This window comes from Bradyrhizobium sp. 604_D8_N2_3, assembly GCF_051810765.1.
Lineage (GTDB): Bacteria > Pseudomonadota > Alphaproteobacteria > Rhizobiales > Xanthobacteraceae > Bradyrhizobium > Bradyrhizobium barranii.
The window spans coordinates 2,239,696-2,263,903 of the sequence record NZ_JBPWPM010000001.1 but is presented as its reverse complement, the minus strand read 5'-3'; the positions used below and the strand labels follow the sequence as shown (position 1 = coordinate 2,263,903).

At 65.6% G+C, this 24,208-nt stretch carries 21 protein-coding genes; 7 read left to right on the top strand and 14 right to left on the bottom strand.

The window, feature by feature from the left end:
- Positions 1 to 123: 123 nt before the first annotated feature.
- From glyS to AB7245_RS10525, 6 genes are all read right to left on the bottom strand, one after another.
- Positions 124 to 2,223 (bottom strand): glycine--tRNA ligase subunit beta, encoded by a 2,100-nt coding sequence (glyS, locus tag AB7245_RS10550; RefSeq protein WP_085402556.1) that lies wholly within the window; start codon positions 2,221 to 2,223, stop codon positions 124 to 126.
- Entirely contained in the window at positions 2,223 to 3,170 is a 948-nt protein-coding gene (locus AB7245_RS10545; protein WP_028153882.1) for a glycine--tRNA ligase subunit alpha, read from the bottom strand. Before AB7245_RS10545 ends, glyS begins: the two co-directional genes overlap by 1 nt.
- Before the next feature lie 238 nt (positions 3,171 to 3,408).
- Positions 3,409 to 3,600: a hypothetical protein gene (locus tag AB7245_RS10540; protein ID WP_071916131.1), complete on the bottom strand. Its 192-nt coding sequence runs from the start codon at positions 3,598 to 3,600 to the stop codon at positions 3,409 to 3,411.
- Positions 3,601 to 3,704: 104 nt separating this feature from the next.
- On the bottom strand, positions 3,705 to 4,613 hold the full coding sequence (locus AB7245_RS10535; RefSeq protein WP_085402555.1) for a S49 family peptidase: 909 nt from the start codon (positions 4,611 to 4,613) through the stop codon (positions 3,705 to 3,707).
- Between the two features lie 151 nt (positions 4,614 to 4,764).
- Positions 4,765 to 5,595, bottom strand: a complete 831-nt coding sequence (locus AB7245_RS10530) for a tRNA1(Val) (adenine(37)-N6)-methyltransferase (RefSeq protein WP_135215919.1) — start codon at positions 5,593 to 5,595, stop codon at positions 4,765 to 4,767.
- Positions 5,588 to 5,815 (bottom strand): putative signal transducing protein, encoded by a 228-nt coding sequence (locus tag AB7245_RS10525; RefSeq protein WP_014497336.1) that lies wholly within the window; start codon positions 5,813 to 5,815, stop codon positions 5,588 to 5,590. Before AB7245_RS10525 ends, AB7245_RS10530 begins: the two co-directional genes overlap by 8 nt.
- Before the next feature lie 133 nt (positions 5,816 to 5,948).
- Here AB7245_RS10525 and AB7245_RS10520 point away from each other — a divergent pair, with 133 nt between their 5' ends.
- From AB7245_RS10520 to AB7245_RS10505, 4 genes are all read left to right on the top strand, one after another.
- Positions 5,949 to 6,956 carry a polyprenyl synthetase family protein gene (locus AB7245_RS10520; protein ID WP_085402593.1) on the top strand — a complete coding sequence of 336 codons (1,008 nt, stop codon included), beginning with the start codon at positions 5,949 to 5,951 and terminating at the stop codon, positions 6,954 to 6,956.
- 444 nt (positions 6,957 to 7,400) lie between these two features.
- Positions 7,401 to 7,916 (top strand): winged helix-turn-helix transcriptional regulator, encoded by a 516-nt coding sequence (locus tag AB7245_RS10515; RefSeq protein ID WP_439034224.1) that lies wholly within the window; start codon positions 7,401 to 7,403, stop codon positions 7,914 to 7,916.
- 1 nt (position 7,917) lies between these two features.
- A complete protein-coding gene (gene fabF / locus AB7245_RS10510) occupies positions 7,918 to 9,180 on the top strand; it encodes a beta-ketoacyl-ACP synthase II (RefSeq protein WP_135215918.1) in 1,263 nt (420 codons plus the stop codon).
- A 44-nt stretch (positions 9,181 to 9,224) separates the two neighbouring features.
- On the top strand, positions 9,225 to 9,857 hold the full coding sequence (locus AB7245_RS10505; protein WP_135215917.1) for a LysE family translocator: 633 nt from the start codon (positions 9,225 to 9,227) through the stop codon (positions 9,855 to 9,857).
- A gap of 64 nt (positions 9,858 to 9,921) precedes the next feature.
- Here AB7245_RS10505 and AB7245_RS10500 read toward each other — a convergent pair whose 3' ends face one another.
- Positions 9,922 to 10,185 carry a hypothetical protein gene (locus AB7245_RS10500; RefSeq protein WP_085402592.1) on the bottom strand — a complete coding sequence of 88 codons (264 nt, stop codon included), beginning with the start codon at positions 10,183 to 10,185 and terminating at the stop codon, positions 9,922 to 9,924.
- A gap of 483 nt (positions 10,186 to 10,668) precedes the next feature.
- Between AB7245_RS10500 and AB7245_RS10495 the strand changes: the two genes are divergently transcribed.
- Positions 10,669 to 11,541: an alpha/beta fold hydrolase gene (locus tag AB7245_RS10495; RefSeq protein WP_085402550.1), complete on the top strand. Its 873-nt coding sequence runs from the start codon at positions 10,669 to 10,671 to the stop codon at positions 11,539 to 11,541.
- Between the two features lie 127 nt (positions 11,542 to 11,668).
- Here the strand turns inward: AB7245_RS10495 and AB7245_RS10490 are convergent, their stop codons facing one another.
- The 3 genes from AB7245_RS10490 to AB7245_RS10480 form a co-directional block, all read right to left on the bottom strand.
- Positions 11,669 to 12,553: a 4-(cytidine 5'-diphospho)-2-C-methyl-D-erythritol kinase gene (locus tag AB7245_RS10490; protein WP_085402549.1), complete on the bottom strand. Its 885-nt coding sequence runs from the start codon at positions 12,551 to 12,553 to the stop codon at positions 11,669 to 11,671.
- A 25-nt stretch (positions 12,554 to 12,578) separates the two neighbouring features.
- The gene (locus AB7245_RS10485) at positions 12,579 to 14,372 is read right to left on the bottom strand and encodes a tetratricopeptide repeat protein (protein ID WP_094184200.1); all 1,794 of its coding nucleotides are present in this window, start codon (positions 14,370 to 14,372) and stop codon (positions 12,579 to 12,581) included.
- Positions 14,373 to 14,701: 329 nt separating this feature from the next.
- Positions 14,702 to 16,363 (bottom strand): electron transfer flavoprotein-ubiquinone oxidoreductase, encoded by a 1,662-nt coding sequence (locus AB7245_RS10480; protein WP_085402548.1) that lies wholly within the window; start codon positions 16,361 to 16,363, stop codon positions 14,702 to 14,704.
- A 139-nt stretch (positions 16,364 to 16,502) separates the two neighbouring features.
- Between AB7245_RS10480 and AB7245_RS10475 the strand changes: the two genes are divergently transcribed.
- Positions 16,503 to 17,309 carry a uracil-DNA glycosylase gene (locus AB7245_RS10475; protein ID WP_071916142.1) on the top strand — a complete coding sequence of 269 codons (807 nt, stop codon included), beginning with the start codon at positions 16,503 to 16,505 and terminating at the stop codon, positions 17,307 to 17,309.
- Positions 17,310 to 17,431: 122 nt separating this feature from the next.
- Here AB7245_RS10475 and AB7245_RS10470 read toward each other — a convergent pair whose 3' ends face one another.
- From AB7245_RS10470 to AB7245_RS10455, 4 genes are all read right to left on the bottom strand, one after another.
- Positions 17,432 to 18,940, bottom strand: a complete 1,509-nt coding sequence (locus tag AB7245_RS10470; RefSeq protein ID WP_085402547.1) for a glycosyltransferase family 39 protein — start codon at positions 18,938 to 18,940, stop codon at positions 17,432 to 17,434.
- A gap of 99 nt (positions 18,941 to 19,039) precedes the next feature.
- Entirely contained in the window at positions 19,040 to 19,891 is an 852-nt protein-coding gene (locus tag AB7245_RS10465; protein ID WP_085402590.1) for a ribonuclease HII, read from the bottom strand.
- Positions 19,892 to 19,967: 76 nt separating this feature from the next.
- Positions 19,968 to 20,423 (bottom strand): VOC family protein, encoded by a 456-nt coding sequence (locus AB7245_RS10460; protein WP_085402546.1) that lies wholly within the window; start codon positions 20,421 to 20,423, stop codon positions 19,968 to 19,970.
- 23 nt (positions 20,424 to 20,446) lie between these two features.
- A complete protein-coding gene (locus tag AB7245_RS10455; protein ID WP_085402545.1) occupies positions 20,447 to 21,610 on the bottom strand; it encodes a PA0069 family radical SAM protein in 1,164 nt (387 codons plus the stop codon).
- A gap of 210 nt (positions 21,611 to 21,820) precedes the next feature.
- On the opposite strand from AB7245_RS10455, the gene AB7245_RS10450 reads away from it, so the two are divergent.
- A complete protein-coding gene (locus AB7245_RS10450; protein ID WP_167768195.1) occupies positions 21,821 to 24,208 on the top strand; it encodes a phosphoketolase family protein in 2,388 nt (795 codons plus the stop codon).

Sequence of the window (24,208 nt, the reverse complement as noted above, 5' to 3'; positions counted from 1 at the left end):
TCATTCCGGGGCGCGCCACTTCGCGCGAGCCCGGAATCCATTTCTCTACGTCACGCGCGGCTCAATGGATTCCGGGCTCGTGCTTCGCACGCCCCGGAATGACACCGTTGTTGTGGCCCCGCCTCAATCCTGGATCTTCGAGAAATCCGCGACCGCACGCGTGGCGCTGCGGATCTCGTTGAGCAGCTTCAGCCTGTTTTCACGCACCTTCGGATCGTCGTCGTTGACGCGAACCTTCTCGAAGAACGCATCGACCGGCGGACGCAGCTTTGCCATCGCGCTCATCGCGGCGGCAAAGTCTTCCCTGGCGACGGCAGCGCTTGCTTCCGCCTGCACCTCGCCGATCGCCTTCGCCAGCGCCTTCTCCTCATCGAGGCCATAGAGCGCAGCATCCGGCGCACCGTCGAACGCGCGCTTGTCCTTCTTCTCCTCGATGCCGAGGATGTTGCTGGCGCGCTTGATACCAGCGAGCAAGTTCTTGCCGTCATCGCTCTCGAGGAACTTGCCGAGCGCCTCGACGCGGCGGACGATCATCAGGAGATCGTCCTGGCCGCCGAGGGCGAACACGGCGTCGACGAGATCGTGCCGTGCGCCCTGCTCGCGCAGCTGGACCTTCAGGCGATCGGCGAAGAAGGCGAGGAGATCGCTTGGAAGCTTCTCCGTATCGGCCGACTTCACCGACAGGCCCGCGAGTGCAGATGCTGCCACCTTCATGAGCGACAGACGCAGGTTGTTCTCAGCGATCAGCCTGATCACGCCCAGCGCCGCGCGCCGCAGCGCATACGGGTCCTTGCTGCCGGTCGGCTTCTCGTCGATCGCCCAGAAGCCGACGAGCGTGTCGATCTTGTCTGCAAGTGCGACCGCAACGCTGACCGGATCGGTGGGTACGCGATCCGCGGGGCCCTGCGGCTTGTAGTGCTCCTCGCACGCGGCGGCGACAGAGGCATCCTCGCCCTGGGCCAGCGCGTAGTACTTGCCCATCAAGCCCTGCACTTCCGGGAATTCACCGACGACTTCGGTCAGCAAATCGGCCTTGGCGAGATGCGCGGCACGCGTGGCCTTCGCGACATCGGCACCGACCAAAGGCGCGATCTCGGCGGCGAGACGTTCGATGCGTTTGATGCGCGCAGCCTGAGTCCCGAGCTTCTCGTGGAACACGATCTGCTCGAACTTCGGCAGCCGATCCTCGAGCTTCGTCTTCAGGTCCGTCTCATAGAAGAACTTCGCATCCGACAGGCGCGGACGGATCACGCGCTCGTTGCCTGATACGATAGTCTTGCCGCCGTCGGCCGCCTCGATATTGGCGGTGAGGACGAACTTGTTGGTCAGCTTGCCCGTCTTGGAATCCCTGACGACGAAGCACTTCTGGTTGTTGCGGATGGTGGCGCGGATCACCTCTTCCGGGATCGCGAGATATTCCGGCTCGAACGATCCCATCATGACGACGGGCCATTCGACGAGGCCCGAAACCTCGTCGAGCAGCACCTGATCCTCGACCAGCTCAAACCCTTGCGCGAACGTCAGCTCCTTGGCGTCAGCGAAGATGATGTCCTTGCGCGCCTGCGGATCGAGGATGACTTTGGCGGCCTTCAGCTTCGCTTCGTAGTCCTCGAAGCGGCGTACGTTGATCGCCGCCGGCGCCATGAAGCGATGACCGTAGGTGGTCTGGCCTGTCTCGATGCCGTCGATCGAGAATTTGACGACATCGGGATCTTCCGTTTCGGGCCCGAACGTCGCGGTGATCGCGTGCAGCGGACGCACCCAGCTCAGCGATCCCGGTTTTCCGGAGCGCGCGCCCCAGCGCATCGATTTCGGCCAGGGGAAGGTGCGGATGATGACCGGCAGAATCTCGGCGAGCACGTCGATCGCGTCGCGGCCGGGCTTTTCGATCAGCGCGATGTAGAAGTCGCCCTTCGGGTCGCGCTGGATCTTGGCTTCGTCGAGCGAGTTTAGACCCGTCGCCTTCAGAAAACCCTGCACGGCCGCATCGGGCGCGCCCATTTTCGGACCGCGGCGTTCGGTCTTCAGGTCAGGCTGACGCGCGGGGATGCCATGCACGGTCAGTGCAAGGCGGCGCGGCGTCGCGAACGCTTTCGCACCCTCGTAGACGAGGCCCTCGGCGACCAGCTTGTCGGTGACCATGCGGCGCAGATCGTCGGCCGCCTTGGCCTGCATGCGCGCGGGGATTTCTTCCGAGAACAGTTCAAGCAAAAGATCGGGCATCAGGCCGCTCCGCCCGCTTCAGTATGGATCCAGGCCTCGCCGCAGGCCTTTGCCAGCTCGCGCACGCGAAGAATGTAGCTCTGCCGCTCGGTCACGGAGATCACGCCGCGCGCGTCGAGCAGGTTGAAGACATGGCTCGCCTTGATGCACTGGTCATAGGCCGGCAGCGCCATCAGGTGCGCCTCGCGCTTGCCGGACTCTGAGTTTTTTTGCCAGCCGGCGTCGAGGTACTTCCGGCAGGCGGCTTCCGCCATCTTGAACTGCTCGAACAGCATCGCGGTGTCGGCGACTTCGAAATTGTGCTTCGAATATTCACGCTCGGCCTGCAGGAACACGTCGCCATAGGTCACCTTGGCGTCGCCCTCGCGGCCGTTGAAGTTGAGGTCGTAGACGCGATCAACGCCCTGTACATACATCGCGAGGCGCTCGAGCCCATAGGTGAGCTCGCCGGCAACAGGCGCGCACTCAAATCCCGCGACCTGCTGGAAATAGGTGAACTGGCTGACTTCCATGCCGTCGCACCAGCATTCCCACCCTAAGCCCCAGGCACCCAGCGTCGGGCTCTCCCAATCGTCCTCGACGAAGCGGATGTCGTGCACGGCGGAATCGATGCCGATCGCGGCGAGCGACTTCAGGTACAGCTCCTGAAGATTCGGCGGCGACGGCTTCATGATCACCTGGAACTGGTAGTAGTGCTGCATCCGGTTCGGATTCTCGCCGTAGCGGCCGTCCTTGGGCCGGCGCGAGGGCTGCACATAGGCGGCGTTCCAGGGCTTCGGCCCGAGCGCGCGCAGCGTGGTCGCCGGATGGAAGGTGCCCGCGCCCATTTCCATGTCGTAGGGCTGCAGGATCACGCAGCCCTGCTCGGCCCAGAACCGCTGGAGCGCGAGGATAAAGCCCTGGAACGAGCGTTCCGGGCGCATATGGGCGGGCAATGAGGCGTCCATCGTCAGATCAGGCTCTCGCGGGGGGGTTGAATCGCGCGGGACCGTATCGACGGCGGGGATGGGAATCAAGGCAAAGGGGGCCTGGAAAGCGGCCCTGTGCTCCGTCATGGCCGGGCATAGCCGTCCGAAGGACGGCGTCACTTCCGCTCGCCTATGTCCCGGCCATCCACGACCTTGGTCGCGGTACGAAGAACGTGGATGCCCGGGACAAGCCCGGGCATGACGCGAGTGGCGCTACCTAGCCGGGCCGATACGCTCCGGTCACGGGGTCACGTTTCAGCTTCTGAATATCCCCGGCATGGGCGGCTTCAGCGACGCGCGACAGGCGCATCTCCTCCAGCTCATGGTTGATCCGGACAGCGGTCTTGTAGGCCCAGCGGACCACGGCAAGCCCGCCCAGGACGCCCGCGAAAGCGACAAACGGCGGCATCGGTCGATCCTTGTCTAGTGCTCAGCCCCCACAGACATTCTTGCGCAGACCGGGCCGCGCCGCAATTGGCTCGGCCCGGACCAAATGGCGCGGGAGGGTGTCGCCTAGAACCCGAATTTCGCCCAAATCGCCCGCGTCTCGACCGCCGAGATCAACTCGTCCGGCAGGCCGGCCATTGATTCCATGGCCGAAAGCTGGCCCGCACCGGGCGATTTCCGCCCCAAAAGGCCCGAGAGCAGACCGGTCGGCGGCGCAATCACAGGGGTGAGAACCTTCTCGCCATAGCGGGCACGAAGAGTTGAGCGGAGATCGCCGATGCCGTCAGCGAGCCCCAGCGCGATCGAACTCTCGCCGGCCCAGTATTCGCCGGTGAACAGGGTGTCGTCGGCGCCTTTCAGCCGCGCGCCGCGGCTCTCCTTCACCAGCGCGATGAAGATCTGGTGGATCTCGCGCTGGAGCGCCTTCAGCTTCGCCACGTCGTCGGGGTTTTCCGGGAGGAACGGATCGAGCATCGCCTTGTGCGCGCCGGCCGTGTAGAGCCGCCGCTCGATGCCGAGCCGCCTGATCGCCTCCTGGAAACCAAAACTGCCGCCGACCACGCCGATCGAGCCCAGGATGGAAGACGGATCGCAGATGATCTCGTCGCCGGCGCAGGCGATCATGTAGCCGCCGGACGCCGCGACGTCCTCGACGAACACCAGCACGGGCAGCTTCTTCTCCGCCGCGAGCTGCTTGATGCGCAGATAGATCTGGCGCGACTGCACCGGCGAGCCGCCGGGCGAATTGATCACCAGCGCCACCGCCTTGGCGTTCCGGTACGAAAACGCCCGCTCCAGCACCCGCGCGACGCCCGCAAGCGTCATGCCCGGGCGCAGCGGCGTCACCGCACCGATCACACCGGACAGCCGCACCACCGGCACCACCGCCGTGCCGGGACGGAAGCGCGCCGGCAGATATTGCATGAGCTTGTCGGCCAGGCCGGAACCCTCACGATCGTTCAATTGTTCGGCCATGCCGTTACCTCTGCTTAACCATTTCTTATCACGCGACTGTCATTGGAAGTGCCCGGAACGTGTTTTGCAGATTCCCCGTTAGGAAGCTGCAATGAGGCAGCGGAGAACACCATGAAAATCTATCTGCTGTTGCTGCTGGTCGGTGCGCTGTTCATGGCGATCCGTCTGACGACCCCGCAAGAGCAGCAGTCGGAATCGCTTCCGCAGTAGGCCGTCGCGGCTCCGCCAGCGGCAAGAACGCCCTCCCTTCCAGAATCTCCCTCACCTGATTTTTAGGCACGCCTGACTCGTCGTTGAGCATGAGGCCCGGCAGCAGCCGCGTCGGAGCCCGGCCGCCTTTGATTGCGCGCACCAGCACGCGGATCGCGGGCCGTCCTGCCTCGCCGTGAACCGGCAGGATCGACAGGCTTCCAAAACCACGTGACAGCGCTGCCAAAACCTCCTCGATTCCATCGGCGCGCCAGATCAAGGTCAGCGCGCCACCCGATCGGAGGATGCGCCGCGCCGCATGCACCCATGCATTCAGCGTCTCCTCGCTCGCAACATGCGCGGTGCGGCGCGTCTGATCGGACGAACCGCGATGGCGTGCGGGATCGTTGAAGGGTGGGTTCATCAGCACCACGTCGACGCTGTCGGGCGCGAGGCCATTAGCCGCAAACGCCTGTGCGTCGGCCGTAACGTCGAGCACGATCGTCTCCGCGGCGATCGCATTCGCCGCCGCATTGGCGCGCGCGAGTTCCGCCAGTTCCGGATCGATCTCGACCTGGCTGAGGCTGATTCCCGCGACGCGCCGGCCAAGCGCCAGCCCGGCGGTGCCGATGCCGGCGCCCAGATCGACGACACGGTCGCCCGCCTGCGCTTCCGTCGCCGCCGCGAGCAGGATGGCGTCATGCCCGGCGCGGTGGCCGGACCGCTTCTGCTTCAAGCGCAATTGCCCGCCGAGAAAGGCGTCCTCGGTGAAGTCTGTGACGACGTCAATCATCGCCGCGCAGTTCATGACTGAGGCCGGCCTCGGTGAGGAGCTCCCTGGCCTCCTGGGCGTCATCCTCATGGACCAGGATCCGCCGCGGCAGGATACCCAGCGAGCCCTCGATAATGCTCATGTTCTGGTCCAGCACCAGATGATGGATGTTGGCGCCGTCGAGCAGCGCGCCGATCGCCGACACCAGCACCATGTCGTTGGTCCGAACCAGTTCACGCAAAACGCAGGTCTCCTGCCTGAAAGGGGCTAAAGCGGCAAATGTCAATGGTTCCGCGGCACTTGCCGCATCCGCTGCCAGTTTCTATTGTATTTGCATCAGAATAGCCCCTCCGGGGCAAATATTGGAGACCGGCGTGGCCGTCATCGTACCTTTCGAAACTCCCGGCGCGTCGATCGAACAGCTGGTTGCCCTTGTCGCTGGTGACATGGAGCGCGTCAACGCCACGATCCTGTCGCGGACCGGGTCGGATGTCACCATGATCCCGGAGGTCGCCAACCACCTCATCTCCTCCGGCGGCAAGCGCCTGCGGCCCATGCTGACGCTCGCCATGGCCAACCTCGCCGGCTACGCCGGCGACGGTCACATCAAGCTCGCTGCAAGCGTCGAGTTCATGCATACCGCGACGCTCCTTCACGACGACGTGGTCGACGAGAGCGAGATGCGCCGCGGCAAGCTGTCGGCGCGCATGCTCTGGGGCAATGAGGCGAGCGTGCTGGTCGGCGACTTCCTGCTCGGCCAGGCGTTCCGCATGATGGTCGAGGTCGGCTCGCTCCGCGCGCTCGACATCCTCTCCGCGGCCGCCGCCACCATCGCCGAGGGCGAGGTGATGCAGCTTGCCGCCGCCAAGAACACCGCGACCACCGAGGACGAATATCTCGCCGTGATCCGCGGCAAGACCGCCGAGCTGTTTGCGGCCGCCTGCGAGGTCGGCCCCGTGATCGCCAACCGCCCGAAGGCGGAGCAGACCGCGTGCCGCTCGGTCGGCATGAATCTCGGCATCGCCTTCCAGCTCGTCGACGACGTGCTCGACTATGGCGGCAAGAGCGCCAAGCTCGGCAAGAACACCGGCGACGATTTCCGCGAGGGCAAGATCACGCTGCCGGTCGTGCTCGCCTTCCGCCGCGGCAACGACACCGAGCGCGCCTTCTGGATCCGCGCGCTGGAGCGCGGCGAGATCGGCGACACCGACCTCGACCACGCCCTGGGCCTGATGAACAAGCATCGCGCGCTGGAGGACACGCTCAGCCGCGCTCAGCACTACGGCGCCATGGCCGTCGACGCGCTGGCGCTGTTCCCGTCCTCACCGATGAAGAGCGCGCTGGAGCAGGTGGTCGCGTTCTGTCTGGCCCGGTCGCACTAGGCGACAAAGGCTGACGCTCTTTCCACGTCGTCATTGCGAGCGCAGCGAAGCAATCCAGAATCCCTCCGCGGGAACAGTCTGGATTACTTCGCTGCGCTCGCAACGACGGAGAGCTAGGCAACGGCGCATTCCCTCTCTTGTCCCGGACGCGCTGCAGCGGGAAACGCTGCTGCGCGGAGCCGGGAAGCGACACGCAAGGCTCTCCGCAACATGGGCCCCGGCTCTGCAGCGCACCGCCAAGAGGCGCTGCGCTGCGTCCGGGGCACGATAGCGGCTATCCGGCGGCTACCTTAAATCCCACCACCAGCCTGCTTTCACATACTCACCGCTCGCCCGCTGCGCACCTCACCGCCAGCCCCGCCTCCGCATCCTCACCGCTCACTCTACCTGCCGCCGCCTGCCCAGTGACTTGCATTTTGCAAGCCACTCTCCTACGCTCCCGCCATGCAGCCGAAATCCCCCTCCATCCTGGAATGCCCGGTCGGCCGCGCCGTGGAGACGGTCGGCGAATGGTGGAGCATCCTGATCTTGCGGGATGCCTTCCAGGGCGCGACGAAGTTCGACGAATTTTCGCAAAGCCTCGGCATCGCGCCGAACATCCTGTCGCGGCGCCTTGCCCATCTCACCGAGCGCGGCATGTTCATCCGCCGCCGCTATCACGAACGGCCGCCGCGGTACGAATATGTGCTGACGGAGAAGGCGCGGGATTTCTTCCCTGTGGTCGTGGCACTGCTGGCCTGGGGCAACAGGCATCTCGCGCCCAAGGGCGAATCCATCATGCTGGCGAATCGGAGCGACGCTCGCCCGTTCGATCCGATCGTGGTCGATGCCGCCGACATGCGTCCGATCACCCTCGCCAATGCGGTCGTCGTCCCGGGTCCCCGCGCCAGCCGCGGGATGCGCAAGCGGCTCGGCTCGCTCAAAGCCATGAACCCGGCCGTTGCGCCGGCTGGAGACTGACATGCGTCGTATCGTCGTGACGGGAATGGGAGCGGTGTCGCCGCTCGGCTGCGGTGTTGAACTGTCCTGGCGCCGGCTGCTCGCCGGCCAGAGTGGGCTGCGCCCTCTGCCGGAATGGTCGCAGGCACTGCCCGCGCGCATTGCCGGTCTCGTGCCCGACAAGGCCGACGATGCCGAAGGCGGCTTCGACCCCGCGCAAGCTGCCGCGCCAAAAGACCAGCGCAAGATGGACCGCTTCATCCTGTTCGCCCTGCTCGCCACCGCAGAAGCGGTCGCGCAGGCCAGATGGACGCCGCAGGACGCGGCGACATTGGAGAGAACCGCGACGATCATCGCTTCCGGCGTCGGCGGCTTCCCGGCAATGGCGGAGGCGGTGCGCATCACCGAGCAGCGCGGCGCGCGCCGGCTCTCGCCCTTCACCATCCCCTCGTTTCTCGCCAATCTCGCCGCCGGCCACGTCTCGATCAAATACGGCTACAAGGGCGCGCTGGGCACACCGGTCACGGCCTGTGCCGCCGGCGTCCAGGCGATCGGCGATGCCGCGCGCATGATCCGTGCAGGCGAAGCCGATGTCGCGATCTGCGGCGGCGCGGAGGCCTGCATCGATATCGTCAGCATCGGCGGCTTTGCCGCGGCCCGCGCACTGTCGAGCGGATTCAACGACGAGCCCGCGCGCGCCTCGCGCCCGTTCGATCGCGACCGCGACGGCTTTGTCATGGGCGAAGGCGCGGGCATCCTGGTGATCGAGGAGCTGGAGCATGCACTGGCGCGCGGCGCCTCCCCGATTGCGGAAATCGTGGGCTACGGCACGACGGCGGACGCCTATCACATGACGTCGGGCCCGCCCGATGGCGACGGCGCCCGCCGTGCCATGGAGATCGCGCTCCGCCAGGCGAAGCTTGCGCCCGCGGATTTGCAACATTTGAACGCGCATGCGACGTCGACGCCGGCCGGCGACGAAAGCGAGCTCGGCGCGATCGCCGCGCTGTTCGGCCGCAACCGGAACATCGCGGTGAGCGCGACGAAATCGGCCACCGGCCATCTGCTCGGCGCTGCCGGCGGACTCGAGGCGATCTTCACCGTCCTCGCCTTGCGCGACCAGGTCGCGCCGCCGACGCGCAATTTCGAAAACGCAGATCCCGGCGCTGATGGCATCGACATCGTCGCAGGCAGCGCGCGGCCGATGCCGATGCTCAACGCCATCTCCAACGGATTTGGCTTCGGCGGGGTGAATGCCAGCGTGATCTTCCGCCGGATGGGCTGAACGAGAGGCCTTGTAATCGCGGCACGCTTCGTTACCAAACCGGGATGATCGAAACGAATTTCTGGCTGTTCCTGGCCGCAGCGTGTCTCATTGCCGCCGTTCCCGGCCCCGGCATCTTCTACGTCGCGGCACGGACCTTGTCCGAAGGACGCGCCAGCGGCTTTGCGTCAACCGCGGGCACCGCGCTGGGCGGGCTGGTTCATGTCGTCGCGGGCAGCCTCGGCGTCTCCGCGATCATCCTTGCCAGTGCGGAGCTGTTTGCCGTCGTGAAATTCATCGGCGCGCTCTATCTGGTCTGGCTCGGCATCAAGACCTTCCGCAGCGCCGGCCGCGCGCTCTCGCTGGAGAACGAGCCCGTCGGCGACAGGCGCGCGTTCCGCGACGGCGTGCTGGTCGAGGCGCTGAACCCGAAGACCGCCGCATTCTTCCTCGCCTTCATTCCGCAGTTCCTCGATCCCGCGGGATCGAGCCCCACGCTGCAATTCATCGTGCTCGGCGCGATCTCGGTGATCCTGAACACGCTCGCCGATGTCGTCGTCGTGCTGATGGCAACTGCAACGCGCACGCAGCTGATTGGCAGGCCACATCTGATGCGGCGTCTCACGCAGGGCTCGGGCGTCTTCATCGCCGGCCTTGGCCTCTCGCTCGCGCTGGCGCGGCGGCCGGTGCAGGGCTAGCTCGCGTCATTCCCGACGGGCATCCACCGAAAAAAGAAAGGGGCCGCAGCCCCTTTCTCAGATTTCACCAGTGGTGCCAATGATGCCAGCGGTGCCAGCGAGCCCAATGATGCCAGCGCCAGCCGTCACCCCAATGATGGTGCCAGCCGTAACCACCCCAGTAGTGCGGATGGTAGTAGCCTCCATGGTAGTGGCGTTGCCAGCAATGGCCCCATTCATTGCAGACATAGCCGGTCGGCACCTCGATCGGTGCTGCTGACGCAGCCCCGCTCGACAGCGTGACCCCGCCAAGTGCGGCAAGGCCGACAAACGCAGATACAAGTTTCATGATGTTCACCTCCTAACATCCGTTGGAGGCGATGAGTGCGTCCTGCGTTCGGCGCCTTACGCAGGTTTAATACCGATGAACGATTTCGATGAAGCGATCGGCTCGCGATGACGGCGTGCGCGCAACATTGTCGCCATCGCCCCGAAACACTTTCCAACCCGTAATGACCAAGATGTAACGCGTGGAATTCGAACGACCCATCGCTCGCGGCTCACCCATGGTTGTTGCGATGGAGAGTTCGATGAGGATGATGTCCTGGTCGCGTTATCGCCTCCTGACAAGGTCGTTGTCGCGCACCGCGCGTCGCTGTCACGACGCGAAGATGCGCAAGACCCGGCAGCGCCGACGCGCCATGCGCCGCCTAGGCGGCACGAGCTCGCCGCCGAAGCGCCCGTGACCTGCGGCTTGCTTGTGGAATGGGCGGCAGCAGGCTACTCCAGTCGTGCTGCTATCTCGTCCGGCATTTCGAAGGATCGGCGCCCGATGCTTGCCCCGCAAAGTCGCACATACGAGTCCCACGGCCTGCGGCTGCACTATGCCGATTGGGGCAATCACGGCGCGCCCGTCGCCATCCTGGTCCATGGCGGCCGCGATCATTGCCGGAGCTGGGACGCCATCGCCCGCTCGCTTCAGCCGCACTTTCACGTGCTCGCGCCCGATCTGCGCGGCCATGGCGATTCCGACTGGACCAAGGGCGGCAGCTACGCGCTGACCGAGTATGTCTACGACCTCGCCCAGCTCATTCGCAGCATCGCAGCGCCTCAAGTGACTCTCATTGGTCATTCCATGGGCGGCATGGTGAGCCTGATCTTTTCGGGGTCGTTCCCAGAGCTGGTCACGAAGCTCGTCGTCCTCGACGGCGTCACCATGTTGCCGGACACCCCCAAAGCGCCGACGCATGAGCGCATCAGCAAATGGGTCAGCCAGCTCGACAGGCTGCACGACCGCACGCCGCGCCGCTATGCGACCCTCGAAGACGCGGCCGCGCAGATGGTGCTTCACAACAAGCGCCTCGCCCGCGACCTCGCGCTGCATCTTGCAACGCACGGCTCGCGGCGGAATGAGGACGGCACCTATAGCTGGAAGTTCGATCCCTACCAGCGCGCCTCTGCGCCGCACCGGCTCTGGCCGGACGATCACGTCGCGCTGTGGTCGCGCATCACAAGTCCGACGCTGCTGCTGAATGCCGGAGAAAGTTTTCTCGCGGGTGCCAGGGCCGCAGGCCTGGAGCGCTATTTCCCGCAGGCACGCATCGAGACCATCGCCGGCGCGGGGCACTGGCTACAGCATGACAAGCCGCAAGAGGTGTTGAGTGAGATCCGGCGGTTTCTCGGGCTCGCCGAAGACGGCGGCTAGCTCCACTGCCGTAGCGTGGGCAAAGGCGCAAGGCGCCGTGCCCACCACGCAGCCAGATTGCGAGAATAAGTTTGGTGGGCACGCTTCGCATTGCCCACCCTACGGCAGAATCGTAGCCCGGAAAAACCTAGCTCAACGTCCCCGCATGCACCCACCAACCGGGGTGGGTGCGCCGGATCTTTTCCGCGCCGGCATGCGCATCGCTCGCTGCGCCATAGATCGCAAAGCAAGTCGCGCCGGAGCCGGACATGCGGGCCAGCTTGACGCCGGCGGAGTCACGCAAGGCTTCCAGCACCTCGCCGATCACAGGCTCGATGCGCAGCGCAGGGGCTTCGAGATCGTTGGCCACGGTTTCGAGAACGTCGACCCAATCGGCGATCGACTCACCCTCTTCGGGCCACGCCGGAGCGTCGAGAACGGACGTTGCGCCGACCAAGAGTTCGCCGTTGCGCAGGCCCAGCGCCTGGAACACGTCCTTGGTGGCAACAGGCACGCGCGGATTGACCATCACGCAGGGCATGCTCGGCAGCGCCAGCGGCAGGAGCTGCTCGCCGACGCCGGTCATGTCGCAGGCGCGCGAGAACAGGCACACCGGCACGTCGGCGCCGGTGGCGAGCGCAACCTTCTGCAGGCGCGGATCGTCGAGCGAGAGATTGTTGAGACGTGCGAGCAGCCGCAGTGCCGCCGCGGCATCGGCCGAGCCGCCGCCGATGCCGGCCGCGACGGGAAGCACCTTGTCGAGCGCGAAGGCCCCGAGCTTCAGGTTCGGCACGGCCTCGGCCAGGAGCCTGGCCGCCTTGACCACGAGATTGTCCGCGGTATCGCCGCAGGCCGCGGCCAGCGGCCCGGTGGTGACGAGCTTCAGCTCGCCGCCCGGCTCCAGCGTCAGCTGGTCCGCGCAGTCGGCAAACGCGACCACGCTTTCGAGATCATGATAGCCGTCGGCACGACGGCCGACGACGCGAAGGCTCAGATTGACCTTCGCGCGCCCTTCTTCAATCAACGCCGACATTGGCGATCAGCCCCCAAACGCGCTCTTAGCCGCCCTTGCCGTCGTCCTTCTTCTTGTCCGCCTGCGCGGCCGAAGAGTTCGAATCGTCGGTCATACCGTTGGCGATCTTGGCCTCGATCTTCGGAAGCTCCTCCGGCTCGGGCTTGAGATCGCGGGCGTGGGCCCACTGGAATTTCGCTTCCAGCGTACGGCCGACGCGCCAATAGGCATCACCAAGGTGATCGTTGATGGTGGGATCCTCGGGCTTGAGGTCGATCGCGCGCTCGAGGTTCTTCACCGCCTCTTCGTAATTGCCGATGCGGTAATAGGCCCAGCCGAGGGAGTCGACGATGTAGCCGTCGTCGGGACGCTGCTCGACGGCACGCTTGATCATCTTCATGCCTTCGTCGAGATTCACGCCCTGGTCGATCCAGGAATAGCCGAGATAGTTGAGGACATGCGGCTGGTCGGGCTGGAGCTCGAGCGCCTTCTTCATGTCGGCTTCGGCCTTGCTCCACTCCTTGGAGCGCTCCTCGCAAATGCCGCGATAATAATACCAGACGCTGTTGGCCTTGTCGTTGCCGGCCGGCAGCACGTCGATGCCCCGCGAATAGGTCGCGCCGCAATCGCCGAACTTCTTGCGGCCGCGCTCGATATTGCCGAGCGCCATGATGGCTTCGAGATCCTTGGAATCGTCCGATGTGACGCCCTTGAGGATCTTGATCGCCTCGTCGGTGCGGTCGGCGGAATCCAGATCGATGGCGAGCTGGATCTGCGCGTTGCGCTTCAACGGCGAGGTCGCGGGCACCCGCTCATAAACCTTGATCGCCATCTGCGGCCGCTTCACCGATTCATAGAGATCGGCGAGCGAGAGCAGCGCCAGCGGATGGGTCGGCTGGAGATAGAGCGCGAGCTGAAGATAGACCAGCGCCAGATCCTCGCCGCCGCGGCGGGTCAGCGTGGCACCGATGCCGTAGAGCGCTTCGGCGGCACCAGCTTGCGCGGAGTCGGCCAGCGGCGGCATCTTCTTGCCGGCCTTGGTGTCGCGCAGACCTTCCACGATCAGCGGATGGCGGGCGAGCTTCTTGTCGAAAGCCAGGTAGACGGTGGTCGCGGCCGCGGAATCCTTGTTGCGCGACAGCCAGCGGGCATAGGCCTCGGTGACGCGCAGCATGGAATCGTCGAGCTTGTAGGCGCGCTCGAAGCGGACGCCGGCGTCCTTCTCCTTGCCGGAGAGCTCGAGGATCATGCCGGCATGGAGGTCCTTGAACAGCGGATACCATTCCGGACCGGCGAGCTTGTCGATGGTGGCGACGCCGCCCTTGGCATCGCCCGCGCCATAGGCGGCCCAGCCCGACAGCAGCGTGGCGACGAGATCGGTGATCGGACCGCGGATCGACTGGTTGATGTTGGTTTGCGCGGTCGCGTATTTCTTCATCTTGAGATCGTGCACCCCGACGACGAGACGCGCGACGCGGTTGGTCTTGTCGATGGTCAGGACGCGCTCGGCGAGCTTGACCGCCTCGTCGATGTCACCGTCGGCAACCGACGAGATGAAGGCGCGATCGAGCAGCTCGTTGTTCTTGGGATCGGTGCGGAGCGCCGAGCGGTAGAATGCGGCGGCCGAGGCCGCGTCGCGCTCGACGCTGGCGTGGCGGGCGGCGAGATAGCTGCCGGAGGTCGTCAGCGACTTCAGATCGTTCCGGGTCGGGAATTGCGCCGCCGTGTCGGACGGATGGTCCGGCGTCTGCGCCAGGACCGCGCCGGGGACCGTCGCGATCGCTGTGCCCATGAGGGCGATGGCGGCAACAGTCCAGCGGTTGAAACGATTTGAGAACATCAGGGGCTCGCCTTGAGTTGTAGTGCCTGGGTTTGCAGCAGTAGGCCGTATCGCATGCGAACGCGGCCGGTGGCATGGGGACCCGGAACCGTCGGGCCGACAATGCCGCTTTTGGCGCTTCACCGCAAGGATTCGGGCATGCGATCCCCTCCGCACGCCCCAAATCGGCCGACTACGCCCCAAGACGCTGCCAGTATGGCCTTATCGTGGCCGCGGACCGCTACCCCGGGCCGGTTCTCACGCGAACGTGCGTCACAATGCCGGGGGCACGTCACATTGGCCCCGGCTCGATCGCTTTGGTCCAATGATCCCGGCTTGCATGGCCTAGCTTACATGGCCTCGTAGTTCGGACCGCCGCCGCCCTCCGGGGGAACCCAGGTGATGTTGCCGTTGGGGTCCTTCACGTCGCAGGTTTTGCAGTGGACGCAGTTCTGGGCATTGATCTGGAAGCGCGGGCTCGCGCCTTCCTCGACCCACTCATAGACCCCGGCCGGGCAATAGCGATTCGAGGGACCGGCGAAGACGTCGTGCTCCGAGGTCTTCTGCAGGTTCATGTCGGCGACCTTGAGATGGACCGGCTGGTCCTCCTCATGATTGGTGTTGGACAGGAACACCGACGAGAGCTTGTCGAACGAGATCTTGCCGTCCGGCTTCGGGTAGTTCTTCGGCGCGTGGCTCTTCGCCGGATCAAGCGTGGCGCGATCGGGCTTCGCATGCGACTGCGTGCCGAACAGCGAGCCACCGAACAGCGTGTTGCACCACATGTCGAAGCCACCGAGCGCGACGCCGAGCACGGTGCCGAACTTCGACCATAGCGGCTTGACGTTGCGGACCAGGAACAGGTCCTTGCCGACCGCCGAGGACCGCCAGGCGTTCTCGTAGTCGACGATCTCGTCATTGGCGCGATCGGCAGCGAGCGCGGCCGCGACATGCTCTGCGGCGAGCATGCCGGTGCCCATCGCATTGTGCACGCCCTTGATGCGAGGCACGTTGACGAAGCCCGCCGCACAACCGACCAGCGCGCCGCCGGGGAAGCTCAGCTTCGGCACCGACTGATAGCCACCTTCGGTGATGGCGCGCGCGCCATAGGCGAGCCGCTTGGCGCCCTCGAAGGTGCCGCGGATCGAGGGATGGGTTTTGAAGCGCTGGAACTCGTCGAACGGCGACAGATACGGATCGTCGTAGTTGAGATGCACGACGAAGCCGACGGCGACGAGATTGTCGTCATAGTGATAAAGGAACGAGCCGCCGCCGGTCTTCAGGTCGAGCGGCCAGCCGAACGAATGCTGGATCATGCCCTTCTGGTGCTTGGCGGGATCGATCTGCCAGACTTCCTTGAGGCCGATGCCGAACTTCGCCGGCTCGCTCTTGGAATCCAGTGCAAACTTCGCGATCAGCTGCTTGGTCAGGCTGCCGCGCGCGCCCTCGGCGAACAGAGTGTACTTGCCGAGCAGTTCCATGCCGCGGGTAAAGGAGTCCTTCGGCTTGCCATCGCGGCCGATGCCCATGTCGCCTGTGGCGATGCCCTTCACCGCGCCCTGCTCGTCATAGAGCACCTCAGCGGCGGCAAAGCCCGGATAGATCTCGACGCCAAGCGCCTCGGCCTTGCGCGCCAGCCAGCGGCAGACATTGCCGAGCGAGCCGATATAGCAGTGATGATTGTCCATCAGCGGCGGCATGATGAAGTTCGGCAGCTTGATCGCGCCGCCTCCCGTCATCCAGTAGAAGCGGTCGTCCTTCACCTGCGTCTTCAGCGGACAGTCGGAATCCTCGCGCCAGTCCGGGATCAGCTTGTCGAGCCCGGCCGGATCGATCACGGCGCCGGAGAGAATGTGCGCACCGACCTCGGAGCCCTTCTCCACCACGACGACGTTGAGATCGGCATTGAGCTGCTTCAGCCGGATCGCGGCCGCCAGGCCAGACGGGCCGGCGCCGACGATGACGACGTCGAATTCCATGGATTCGCGCGGGGGAAGTTCTTCGGTGCTCATCTGATCTCAGCCCTTGAGACGGTTCCTCGTCATTTGCGCCCCCTTGTTTCCGATTTTTCCGGGTAGGACAACCACGGAAATGCGTTCCACTGGGATGCAAGGCACCCCAAACTGATATAGTAAAAGTCTGACTTTCCAAATGATCCCCGAGCCCGCACCCACCGTCCGAGAGCTTCTCGCCTTCTATCTGGAGGCCGGGGTCGATTGCGCGCTCGCGGAGGAACCTGTCGACCGCCTGGCGGAATTGGATGCTCCGCCGCCGGCCCCGCGCGCCGCACCTCCGGTCGAGGCACCACGGCCTGTTGCCGCGCCCGCGGTGATGCGCGGCGAGGCCGCACCTGCGCCGGACATTGCGATCGCCTCCGCACGCGAGGCCGCGCGTACCGCGCCGACGCTCGAGGCACTGCGCGAGCTGATGCAGAATTTTGAAGGCTGCGCGCTGAAGCATACCGCGACGCGGCTGGTGTTCGCCGACGGCAATCCGCAGGCGCGCATCATGTTCGTCGGCGAGGCGCCGGGCCGCGACGAGGACATCGAGGGGCTGCCCTTCGTCGGGCGGAGCGGCAAGCTGCTCGACCTCATGATCGGCGCGATCGGGCTCAACCGCACCACCGCCTACATCGCCAACGTGATTCCCTGGCGGCCGCCCGGCAACCGCACGCCGACGCCGCAGGAAACGCAGATCTGCCTGCCCTTCATCCAGCGCCAGATCGAGCTGGTGAATCCCGACGTGCTGGTGACGCTCGGCAATCCCTCAACGCAGACGCTGCTGTCGACGCGCGAGGGCATCATGCGCACCCGCGGCCGCTGGTTCGACTACGAGACGGGTGGGCGCACCATCCGCGCGCTGCCGACGTTCCACCCGGCCTATCTCTTGCGCTCACCGTCGTACAAGCGGCTGGCCTGGCAGGATCTGCGCGCGATCGCGAAGGTGCTGGCGGGATAGCGAGCTGTCGTAGGGTGGGCAAAGCGAAGCGTGCCCACCATCACTAGGTCGACGACGGATAGACTTGATGGTGGGCACGGCGCTTTGCGCCTTTGCCCACCCTACGATTTCAGCGTTTGTCGCTACGTCCCCTTCGGCCGTACGATGGCCCAGCCGATGCGCAGCAACTGCTGGCGGCCAGTCACCAGCCATTCGAACGCGCGCGGCACTTCCGGAACGATGCCGGGAAAGCGCGCGAGGATTTCCGGCGGCGGGGTGCCGGCGGTGTCGGAGGCGCGCCAGACCACGACGCCGCCGGTCTCGCTGAATTTGGCCTGATTGATCCACGGCGTGCGCGCGGGCTGAGCATCGATGAAGAGATGCGGCCGGCCGGAATGCAGCGTGATCAGGCTCGCGAGCTGGGTCTCGCCGGCGACCGCGCGCAGGCGATGATTGGTGCGGCGGGCAAAGCTCTCGTCGAAGAAATCCGAGATCGCGCGCGCCGGCATCGAGGTCGCAATCTCGTTGGCGCCGGTCAAGGGCAGAAACAGCACGGCGAGCACGACGCCGGCTGCGGGCGCCAGGACGGCGGCAGCCCACACCGTCCGCAGCACCCGCGCGCGGCGCATCGCGATGAGGTCCCCGGCCGTCACGACCACGGCAAGTCCCGACATGACCAGTACGACACCGGCACCGCCGACGACGGCATCGAGCCCGAGCAGCCCGGAGATCAGGACCGCGCCGAGCGCAGGCGCCAGCGCGAAGAAATAGACGAAGTTGTGCGCGAGCGGCTCGACCGGCGGCCGGTAGATGATCGGCGCTTCCTCGCCCTTGGCGACGAACAGGCCGCTATTGAGAAAGGTCAGCGCCGGGATCGCCGCCGCGCCAAGCACGAGCCCGCCGAGCAGCCAGGCCGCGTGCAGCGCGCGGGCGTTCAGCGCGGCGACTTCAGGCAGGGTCGGCATGACAAGCGTCTCGGCGCGCATCAGCCAGACCGCATAGGGCAGCGCCAGCACGGCGACGACGATCAGCGCGAACAGCGGATCGAGCGCGCGTAGCGTCCGGCGTCCGCCGGCGGTCGAGATCGCGAAGACGACGAGCAGGAGGAGAAGGAAGATCGCCGCGGGCGTCGTCAGCAGCAAGAGGCCCGCCTCGATCGACCAGGCGAACCAGGCATTGCCGCGGCGCTGGCCGATGATCTGCCAGGAATGCAACAGCAGCAGCGCCCAGAGCGGCCGCGCCAGCACCAGCGGGCCAAAGTCGAGCGCCGGCGAGGAGAAGGCCAGCACCGTCATGGTCAGCAGCACGGCGAGCACCGCCTGCTGTGAGCCGACCACGGCGCGGGAGAGATGATAGAGCGCGATGAAGGTCGCGACCTCGCAGAGCTGGGCGAGGACATAGACGCCGAACATGTGGCCGCCGGCGGCGCGATAGGCGATGTCGGCGAGCCAGACCGGGAGCGGCGGGCCCAGATCAGTACCGACCTGGTACTCGCGCCCGAAGGCGAGCAGGGTCGCGAGGGTGCCGGGCGGGCTGCGATAGAACACCAGCGCCACGAACAGCCACATCGCGGCCTGGAGCAGCACGGCGATCCACACGATCAGCCGCGGCCGGGCGCGAATGAGCTCGATGACCAGGGAGGTAAACCGCATACAACGTCCGAAAGATGCAGCCAACCCGTCCAGCCGGCCCTATTCGCTCACATCTGTTTTGATAAAGGGCGCTGCGCGTTGTGGCAACGACCGTCTGCCCTAGAGGCCCGCTGGCGCATCAATTTCAACGCTTGCTTCCACCTGCACGTCCATCTCGGTCACCGCAAACAAGTCCCGCACCGGCTCGACCGTCCAGGGCATGTGCTTGGCGCGGGCGGCGGCGACGGGGGCGAAGAAGCTGCGGTGGTGGACGGTGGGGCCGAGGCGGTCGAGCGCGTCGAGGTGCTCGGGAACGGCGTAGCCCTTGTGCTGCTCGAAACCGTAGCCGGGGCAGTCCTGCGCCAGCGCGCACATCAGCCGGTCGCGCGTTACCTTGGCGATGATCGAGGCGGCGGCGATCGACAGGACGATGCCGTCGCCGCCGATCACGGCCTCGCAGTCGCAGGCGGTGTCGAGCCGATCGCGGCCGTCGACAAACACATGACGCGGCGTGTCGGGCAGCGCCACCACGGCGCGCTTCAACGCCCACAGCGAGGCACGCAGGATGTTGTCGCGGTCGATCCGGGAGCGCGAGGCGACGGCGACCGACACCTGCGCGGTGGCGCAGATCTTGTCGAACAGTCTTTCCCGTTCCTCGGCCGTCAGGCGCTTGGAATCGTCAATGCCGCGCGGAATGCGGTCGGGATCGAGAATCACGGCGGCCGCCACCACGGGACCAGCCAGAGGCCCGCGGCCGGCCTCGTCGCAGCCGGCAACCGGCCAGATGCCACGCTTGATCAGCGCGCGCTCGCGGCGGAAGCTCGGCGAGGCGACGGCGATGATGGCGCGCTGCCTACCGGCCGCCCCCTTGGCCGCCTTCGCAAGCGCTGCCTTCTTGGCGGCATTCTTCTTCGACGCGCCCTTCTCTGGCGCGTCTTTGGTCGGCTTCCTGGTCGACTTGTCCCGAATCATGGCCGGGATCGTGCGCAAGCGCCCCGGCCGGCGCAACCGGGAACCCCGGACAATTCCCGTTATTCAGACCAGCCGCCTACTCTGCCAGATGCACCCGCCGGTCCTCACCGACCTCGATGCCCGGCGCGACCACGACCTCCCAGGGATGGCTGTCGGGGTCGGCGAAATAGCCGGAATAACCGCCGTAGTCGGTCTCATGCGCCGCTTTCAGCAGTGCCGCGCCCTTGCCGACGGCGAAGGCCAGAACCGCATCGACCTCGCCGCGCGTGGCGCAGTTCCAGGCGAGCGTGATGCCGCGGAAGGTCGCGGGCCTCGGATTGTCCGGCAACTTGGCATCGGCCGCGAGCTTATCCCAGTGAAACAGGGCCAGCACCGGACCACCGGTATCATAGAAGGCGACGGCCTCGCCGGTCCCCTTCAGCCGACGCGAGAAGCCGAGCGCGTCATAGAAGGCGATGCTGGCGCGAATGTCGCTCACACCCAGTGTGATGACGGTGAGCCGCGGCACCGGCGCGGCAAGTTCCTGGCTCATGCTACGCCTCTTTCGCTTCCCGGTCAGAACAGGCTGAGCTGATCGCCGTTCCGCTTCGGCCTCGCAAAGTGATCCGTCGTCAGCTTGGAGCGCCGCTTGTTCAGCCCAAGCCTGTCGCAGGCGATCTCGAAGCGGCGGCCGATGGTCCAGGCCATCGGTCCGGTGCCCTTCATCCGCTCACCCCATTTCGCGTCGTAATCGCGGCCGCCGCGCATGTCGCGGATCAGGGTGAAGACGTGGCGGTAGCGGTCCGGATAGTTGGCCATCAGCCATTCGCGGAAGAGATCACGCACCTCCAGCGGCAGCCGCAGCAGCACATAGGAGGCTTCCTTGACGCCGGCATGGGCGGCGGCATCGAGAATGCGCTCGATCTCGGAATCGTTCAGCGCGGGGATCACGGGCGCGACCATCACGGTGGTCGGAATGCCGGCCTCCGAGAGCTGCTTCAGCGCCTCCAGCCGCTTCGGCGGCGTCGCCGCGCGCGGCTCCATGGTCCGCGCGAGTTTTGGATCGAGCGAGGTGACCGAGATCGCGACCTTGGCGAGGTTGCGCTTGGCCATCCGCGCGAGAATGTCGATGTCGCGCACGACCAGCGCCGACTTGGTGACGATGCCGACCGGATGGCCGGCGCGCTCCAGCACTTCGAGAATGCCGCGCATGATCTTACGCTCGCGCTCGATCGGCTGATACGGATCGGTATTGGTCCCGATCGCGATCATCCGCGGCTCGTAGCCGGTCGCGGCCAGCTCCTTCTCGAGCAGCGAAGGCGCCTCGGGCTTGGCAAACAGCTTTGACTCGAAGTCGAGCCCCGGCGACAGGCCGAGATAGGCGTGCGTCGGCCGCGCGAAGCAATAGACACAGCCGTGCTCGCAGCCGCGATAGGGATTGATCGAGCGGTCGAAGCCGATATCGGGGGATTCGTTGCGGGTGATCACCTTGCGCGAGGTGTCGACGCCAACGGTGGTCTTGAACGGCGGCAGCTCCTCCAGGCTCTGCCAGCCATCGTCGAAGGCGACGCGGGCCTCGGCCTCGAAGCGGCCGCTGGCATTGGACTGGGCGCCCCGCCCTCGCCTGCGCTGTTTGTCGATGGCGACCGCCAGTTCGGGAAAATCAGAGTCCGCACCCGCCGGCTCGGAGGGCGCCGTGACCGGCGGGTGCTTGAGAGCATGAGAGGATGCTGGACTCATGAAGCCAAGATAGCACGCCAAAGGAACAAATCAAGAACACAAACAAAAAACTGAAAAACAACCCCATGCACAGTAGCCGCCCAAATTTCGGGCGCGGTCCTTTGACCTCACGCAACACACCGGTCGCGGCGATCCTGTTCGATGCCGGACAGGGATCAATCGCACCGGAACAAAGTTGGTGACGATCGCTGGGTGAAAGTCAGCAGGAACATGACAAATCAACGACAATCGGCCTCAGGGAGCAGCGAGCTCGATCTGCTCGATCGCTATTGGCGCGCCGCGAACTACCTCTCCGTCGGGCAAATCTATCTGCTCGACAATCCGCTGCTGCGCGAGCCGTTGCGGCCGGAGCACATCAAGCCGCGCTTGCTCGGACATTGGGGCACGACGCCCGGTTTGAACTTCATCTACGCCCATCTCAACCGCGTCATCCGCGCGCTCGATGTCAGCGTGCTCTATATCTGCGGTCCCGGCCACGGCGGCCCGGGCATGGTGGCCAACACCTATCTCGAAGGCAGCTACAGCGAGATCTATCCTGACGTCGCGCGCGATACGGACGGATTGCGAAAACTTTTCAGGCAGTTCTCCTTCCCCGGCGGCATTCCGAGCCACGCGGCGCCGGAAACGCCGGGCTCGATCCACGAAGGCGGCGAGCTCGGCTACGCGCTGGTGCATGCCTATGGCGCCGCATTCGACAATCCCGACCTGATCGTCGCCTGCGTCGTCGGCGATGGCGAGGCGGAAACCGGCCCGCTCGCGGCGTCCTGGCACTCAAACAAGTTCCTGAATCCCGCCCATGACGGCGCCGTGCTGCCGATCCTGCACCTCAACGGTTACAAGATCGCGAACCCGTCCGTGCTCGGACGGATGCGCGACGCGGAGATCCGCGACCTGTTCCGCGGGTTCGGCCACGAGCCGCTGTTCGTCGAGGGCGACGATCCCGAATTGATGCACCAGGCCATGGCGGATGCGCTCGACGTCGCGCTCGCCAGCATCCGCTCGATCCAGCAGCATGCCCGCGACGGCCGCAAGAGCGTCGAGCGGCCGCGCTGGCCGATGATCGTGCTGCGCAGCCCGAAGGGCTGGACCGGCCCGAAGGAGGTCGACGGCAAGAAGGTCGAGGGCTTTTGGCGCGCACATCAGGTTCCCGTTGCGGGCTGTCGCGAGAACCCGGCGCATCTGAAAATCCTCGAAGACTGGATGCGCAGCTACGAGCCCGAGAAGCTGTTCGACGGCAGCGGCGCGCTTATTCCCGAGCTCCAGGCTCTGGCGCCCGAAGGTAACAGGCGCATGGGCGCCAATCCGCACGCCAATGGCGGCCTGTTGAAGAAGGAGTTGAAGCTGCCGGACTTCCGCAGTTTTGCGTTGGACGTGCCGCAGCCCGGCGGCGTCACCGGCGAAGCGACGCGTGAGCTCGGCAAATTTTTGCGCGACGTCATCCGCCTCAACGCCGAGGCGCGCAACTTCCGCATCATGGGTCCGGACGAGACCGCGTCAAACCGGCTCGACGCCGTGTTCGAGGCGACCGAACGGGTCTGGATGGAGCCGACGGAGCCTTACGACGTGCATCTCGCCCAAGACGGCCGCGTGATGGAGGTTTTGAGCGAGCATCTCTGCCAGGGCTGGCTCGAGGGTTATCTGCTCACCGGCCGCCACGGCTTGTTCTCCTGCTACGAGGCCTTCATCCACATCGTCGATTCCATGTTCAACCAGCACGCCAAATGGCTGAAGGTGACGCGGCATCTGCCCTGGCGGCGACCGATCGCCTCGCTGAACTATCTCCTGACCTCGCATGTCTGGCGGCAGGACCATAACGGCTTCAGCCATCAGGATCCCGGCTTCGTCGATCTCGTCGCCAACAAGAAGGCCGACATCGTCCGCATCTACTTCCCGCCCGATGCCAACACGCTGTTGTGGATCGCCGATCACTGCCTGCGCACCTATGACCGCATCAACGTGATCGTTGCCGGCAAGCAGCCAGCCCCGCAATGGCTATCGATGCAGGACGCCGCCACGCATTGCGATGCCGGCATCGGCATCTGGACCTGGGCCGGCACGGAGGATGCGGATGGCGAGCCCGACGTCGTGATGGCCTGCGCCGGCGACGTGCCGACACTGGAGACGCTCGCCGCCGTCGATCTGCTGCGCAAGGCGCTGCCCGACCTGAAGATCCGCGTCGTCAACGTCGTCGACCTCATGACGCTGCAGCCGAAAGACCAGCACCCGCACGGCCTGTCCGACCGCGATTTCGACAGCCTGTTCACATCAGACAAGCCCGTGGTCTTCGCCTATCACGGCTATCCCTATCTCATCCACCGTCTCACCTATAACCGCACCAACCATGCCGGAATGCATGTGCGCGGCTTTGCCGAGGAAGGCACCACGACGACGCCGTTCGACATGGTCGTGCTCAACGGGCTCGACCGCTATCACCTCGCGATCGAGGCGATCGCGCGCGTGCCGGGTCTGGCGACCAGGGCCGCGCAGGTGCAACAGCAGTTCCGCGACAAACTGATCGAACATTCGCACTATGTGCGCGAACACGGCGAGGACATGCCTGAAATCCGCGACTGGGTCTGGCCGGGCAAGACGGGTTGA

Excerpts from the sequence above, each read along its gene's own strand:
- glyS (WP_085402556.1), bottom strand. The coding sequence starts at position 2,223 with ATGCCCGATCTTTTGCTTGAACTGTTCTCGGAAGAAATCCCCGCGCGC.
- AB7245_RS10545 (WP_028153882.1), bottom strand. The coding sequence starts at position 3,170 with ATGGACGCCTCATTGCCCGCCCATATGCGCCCGGAACGCTCGTTCCAG.
- AB7245_RS10540 (WP_071916131.1), bottom strand. The coding sequence starts at position 3,600 with ATGCCGCCGTTTGTCGCTTTCGCGGGCGTCCTGGGCGGGCTTGCCGTG.
- AB7245_RS10535 (WP_085402555.1), bottom strand. The coding sequence starts at position 4,613 with ATGGCCGAACAATTGAACGATCGTGAGGGTTCCGGCCTGGCCGACAAG.
- AB7245_RS10530 (WP_135215919.1), bottom strand. The coding sequence starts at position 5,595 with ATGATTGACGTCGTCACAGACTTCACCGAGGACGCCTTTCTCGGCGGG.
- AB7245_RS10515 (WP_439034224.1), top strand. The coding sequence starts at position 7,401 with ATGCAGCCGAAATCCCCCTCCATCCTGGAATGCCCGGTCGGCCGCGCC.
- fabF (WP_135215918.1), top strand. The coding sequence starts at position 7,918 with ATGCGTCGTATCGTCGTGACGGGAATGGGAGCGGTGTCGCCGCTCGGC.
- AB7245_RS10505 (WP_135215917.1), top strand. The coding sequence starts at position 9,225 with ATGATCGAAACGAATTTCTGGCTGTTCCTGGCCGCAGCGTGTCTCATT.
- AB7245_RS10500 (WP_085402592.1), bottom strand. The coding sequence starts at position 10,185 with ATGAAACTTGTATCTGCGTTTGTCGGCCTTGCCGCACTTGGCGGGGTC.
- AB7245_RS10495 (WP_085402550.1), top strand. The coding sequence starts at position 10,669 with ATGCTTGCCCCGCAAAGTCGCACATACGAGTCCCACGGCCTGCGGCTG.
- AB7245_RS10490 (WP_085402549.1), bottom strand. The coding sequence starts at position 12,553 with ATGTCGGCGTTGATTGAAGAAGGGCGCGCGAAGGTCAATCTGAGCCTT.
- AB7245_RS10485 (WP_094184200.1), bottom strand. The coding sequence starts at position 14,372 with ATGTTCTCAAATCGTTTCAACCGCTGGACTGTTGCCGCCATCGCCCTC.
- AB7245_RS10480 (WP_085402548.1), bottom strand. The coding sequence starts at position 16,363 with ATGAGCACCGAAGAACTTCCCCCGCGCGAATCCATGGAATTCGACGTC.
- AB7245_RS10475 (WP_071916142.1), top strand. The coding sequence starts at position 16,503 with ATGATCCCCGAGCCCGCACCCACCGTCCGAGAGCTTCTCGCCTTCTAT.
- AB7245_RS10470 (WP_085402547.1), bottom strand. The coding sequence starts at position 18,940 with ATGCGGTTTACCTCCCTGGTCATCGAGCTCATTCGCGCCCGGCCGCGG.
- AB7245_RS10465 (WP_085402590.1), bottom strand. The coding sequence starts at position 19,891 with ATGATTCGGGACAAGTCGACCAGGAAGCCGACCAAAGACGCGCCAGAG.
- AB7245_RS10460 (WP_085402546.1), bottom strand. The coding sequence starts at position 20,423 with ATGAGCCAGGAACTTGCCGCGCCGGTGCCGCGGCTCACCGTCATCACA.
- AB7245_RS10455 (WP_085402545.1), bottom strand. The coding sequence starts at position 21,610 with ATGAGTCCAGCATCCTCTCATGCTCTCAAGCACCCGCCGGTCACGGCG.
- AB7245_RS10450 (WP_167768195.1), top strand. The coding sequence starts at position 21,821 with ATGACAAATCAACGACAATCGGCCTCAGGGAGCAGCGAGCTCGATCTG.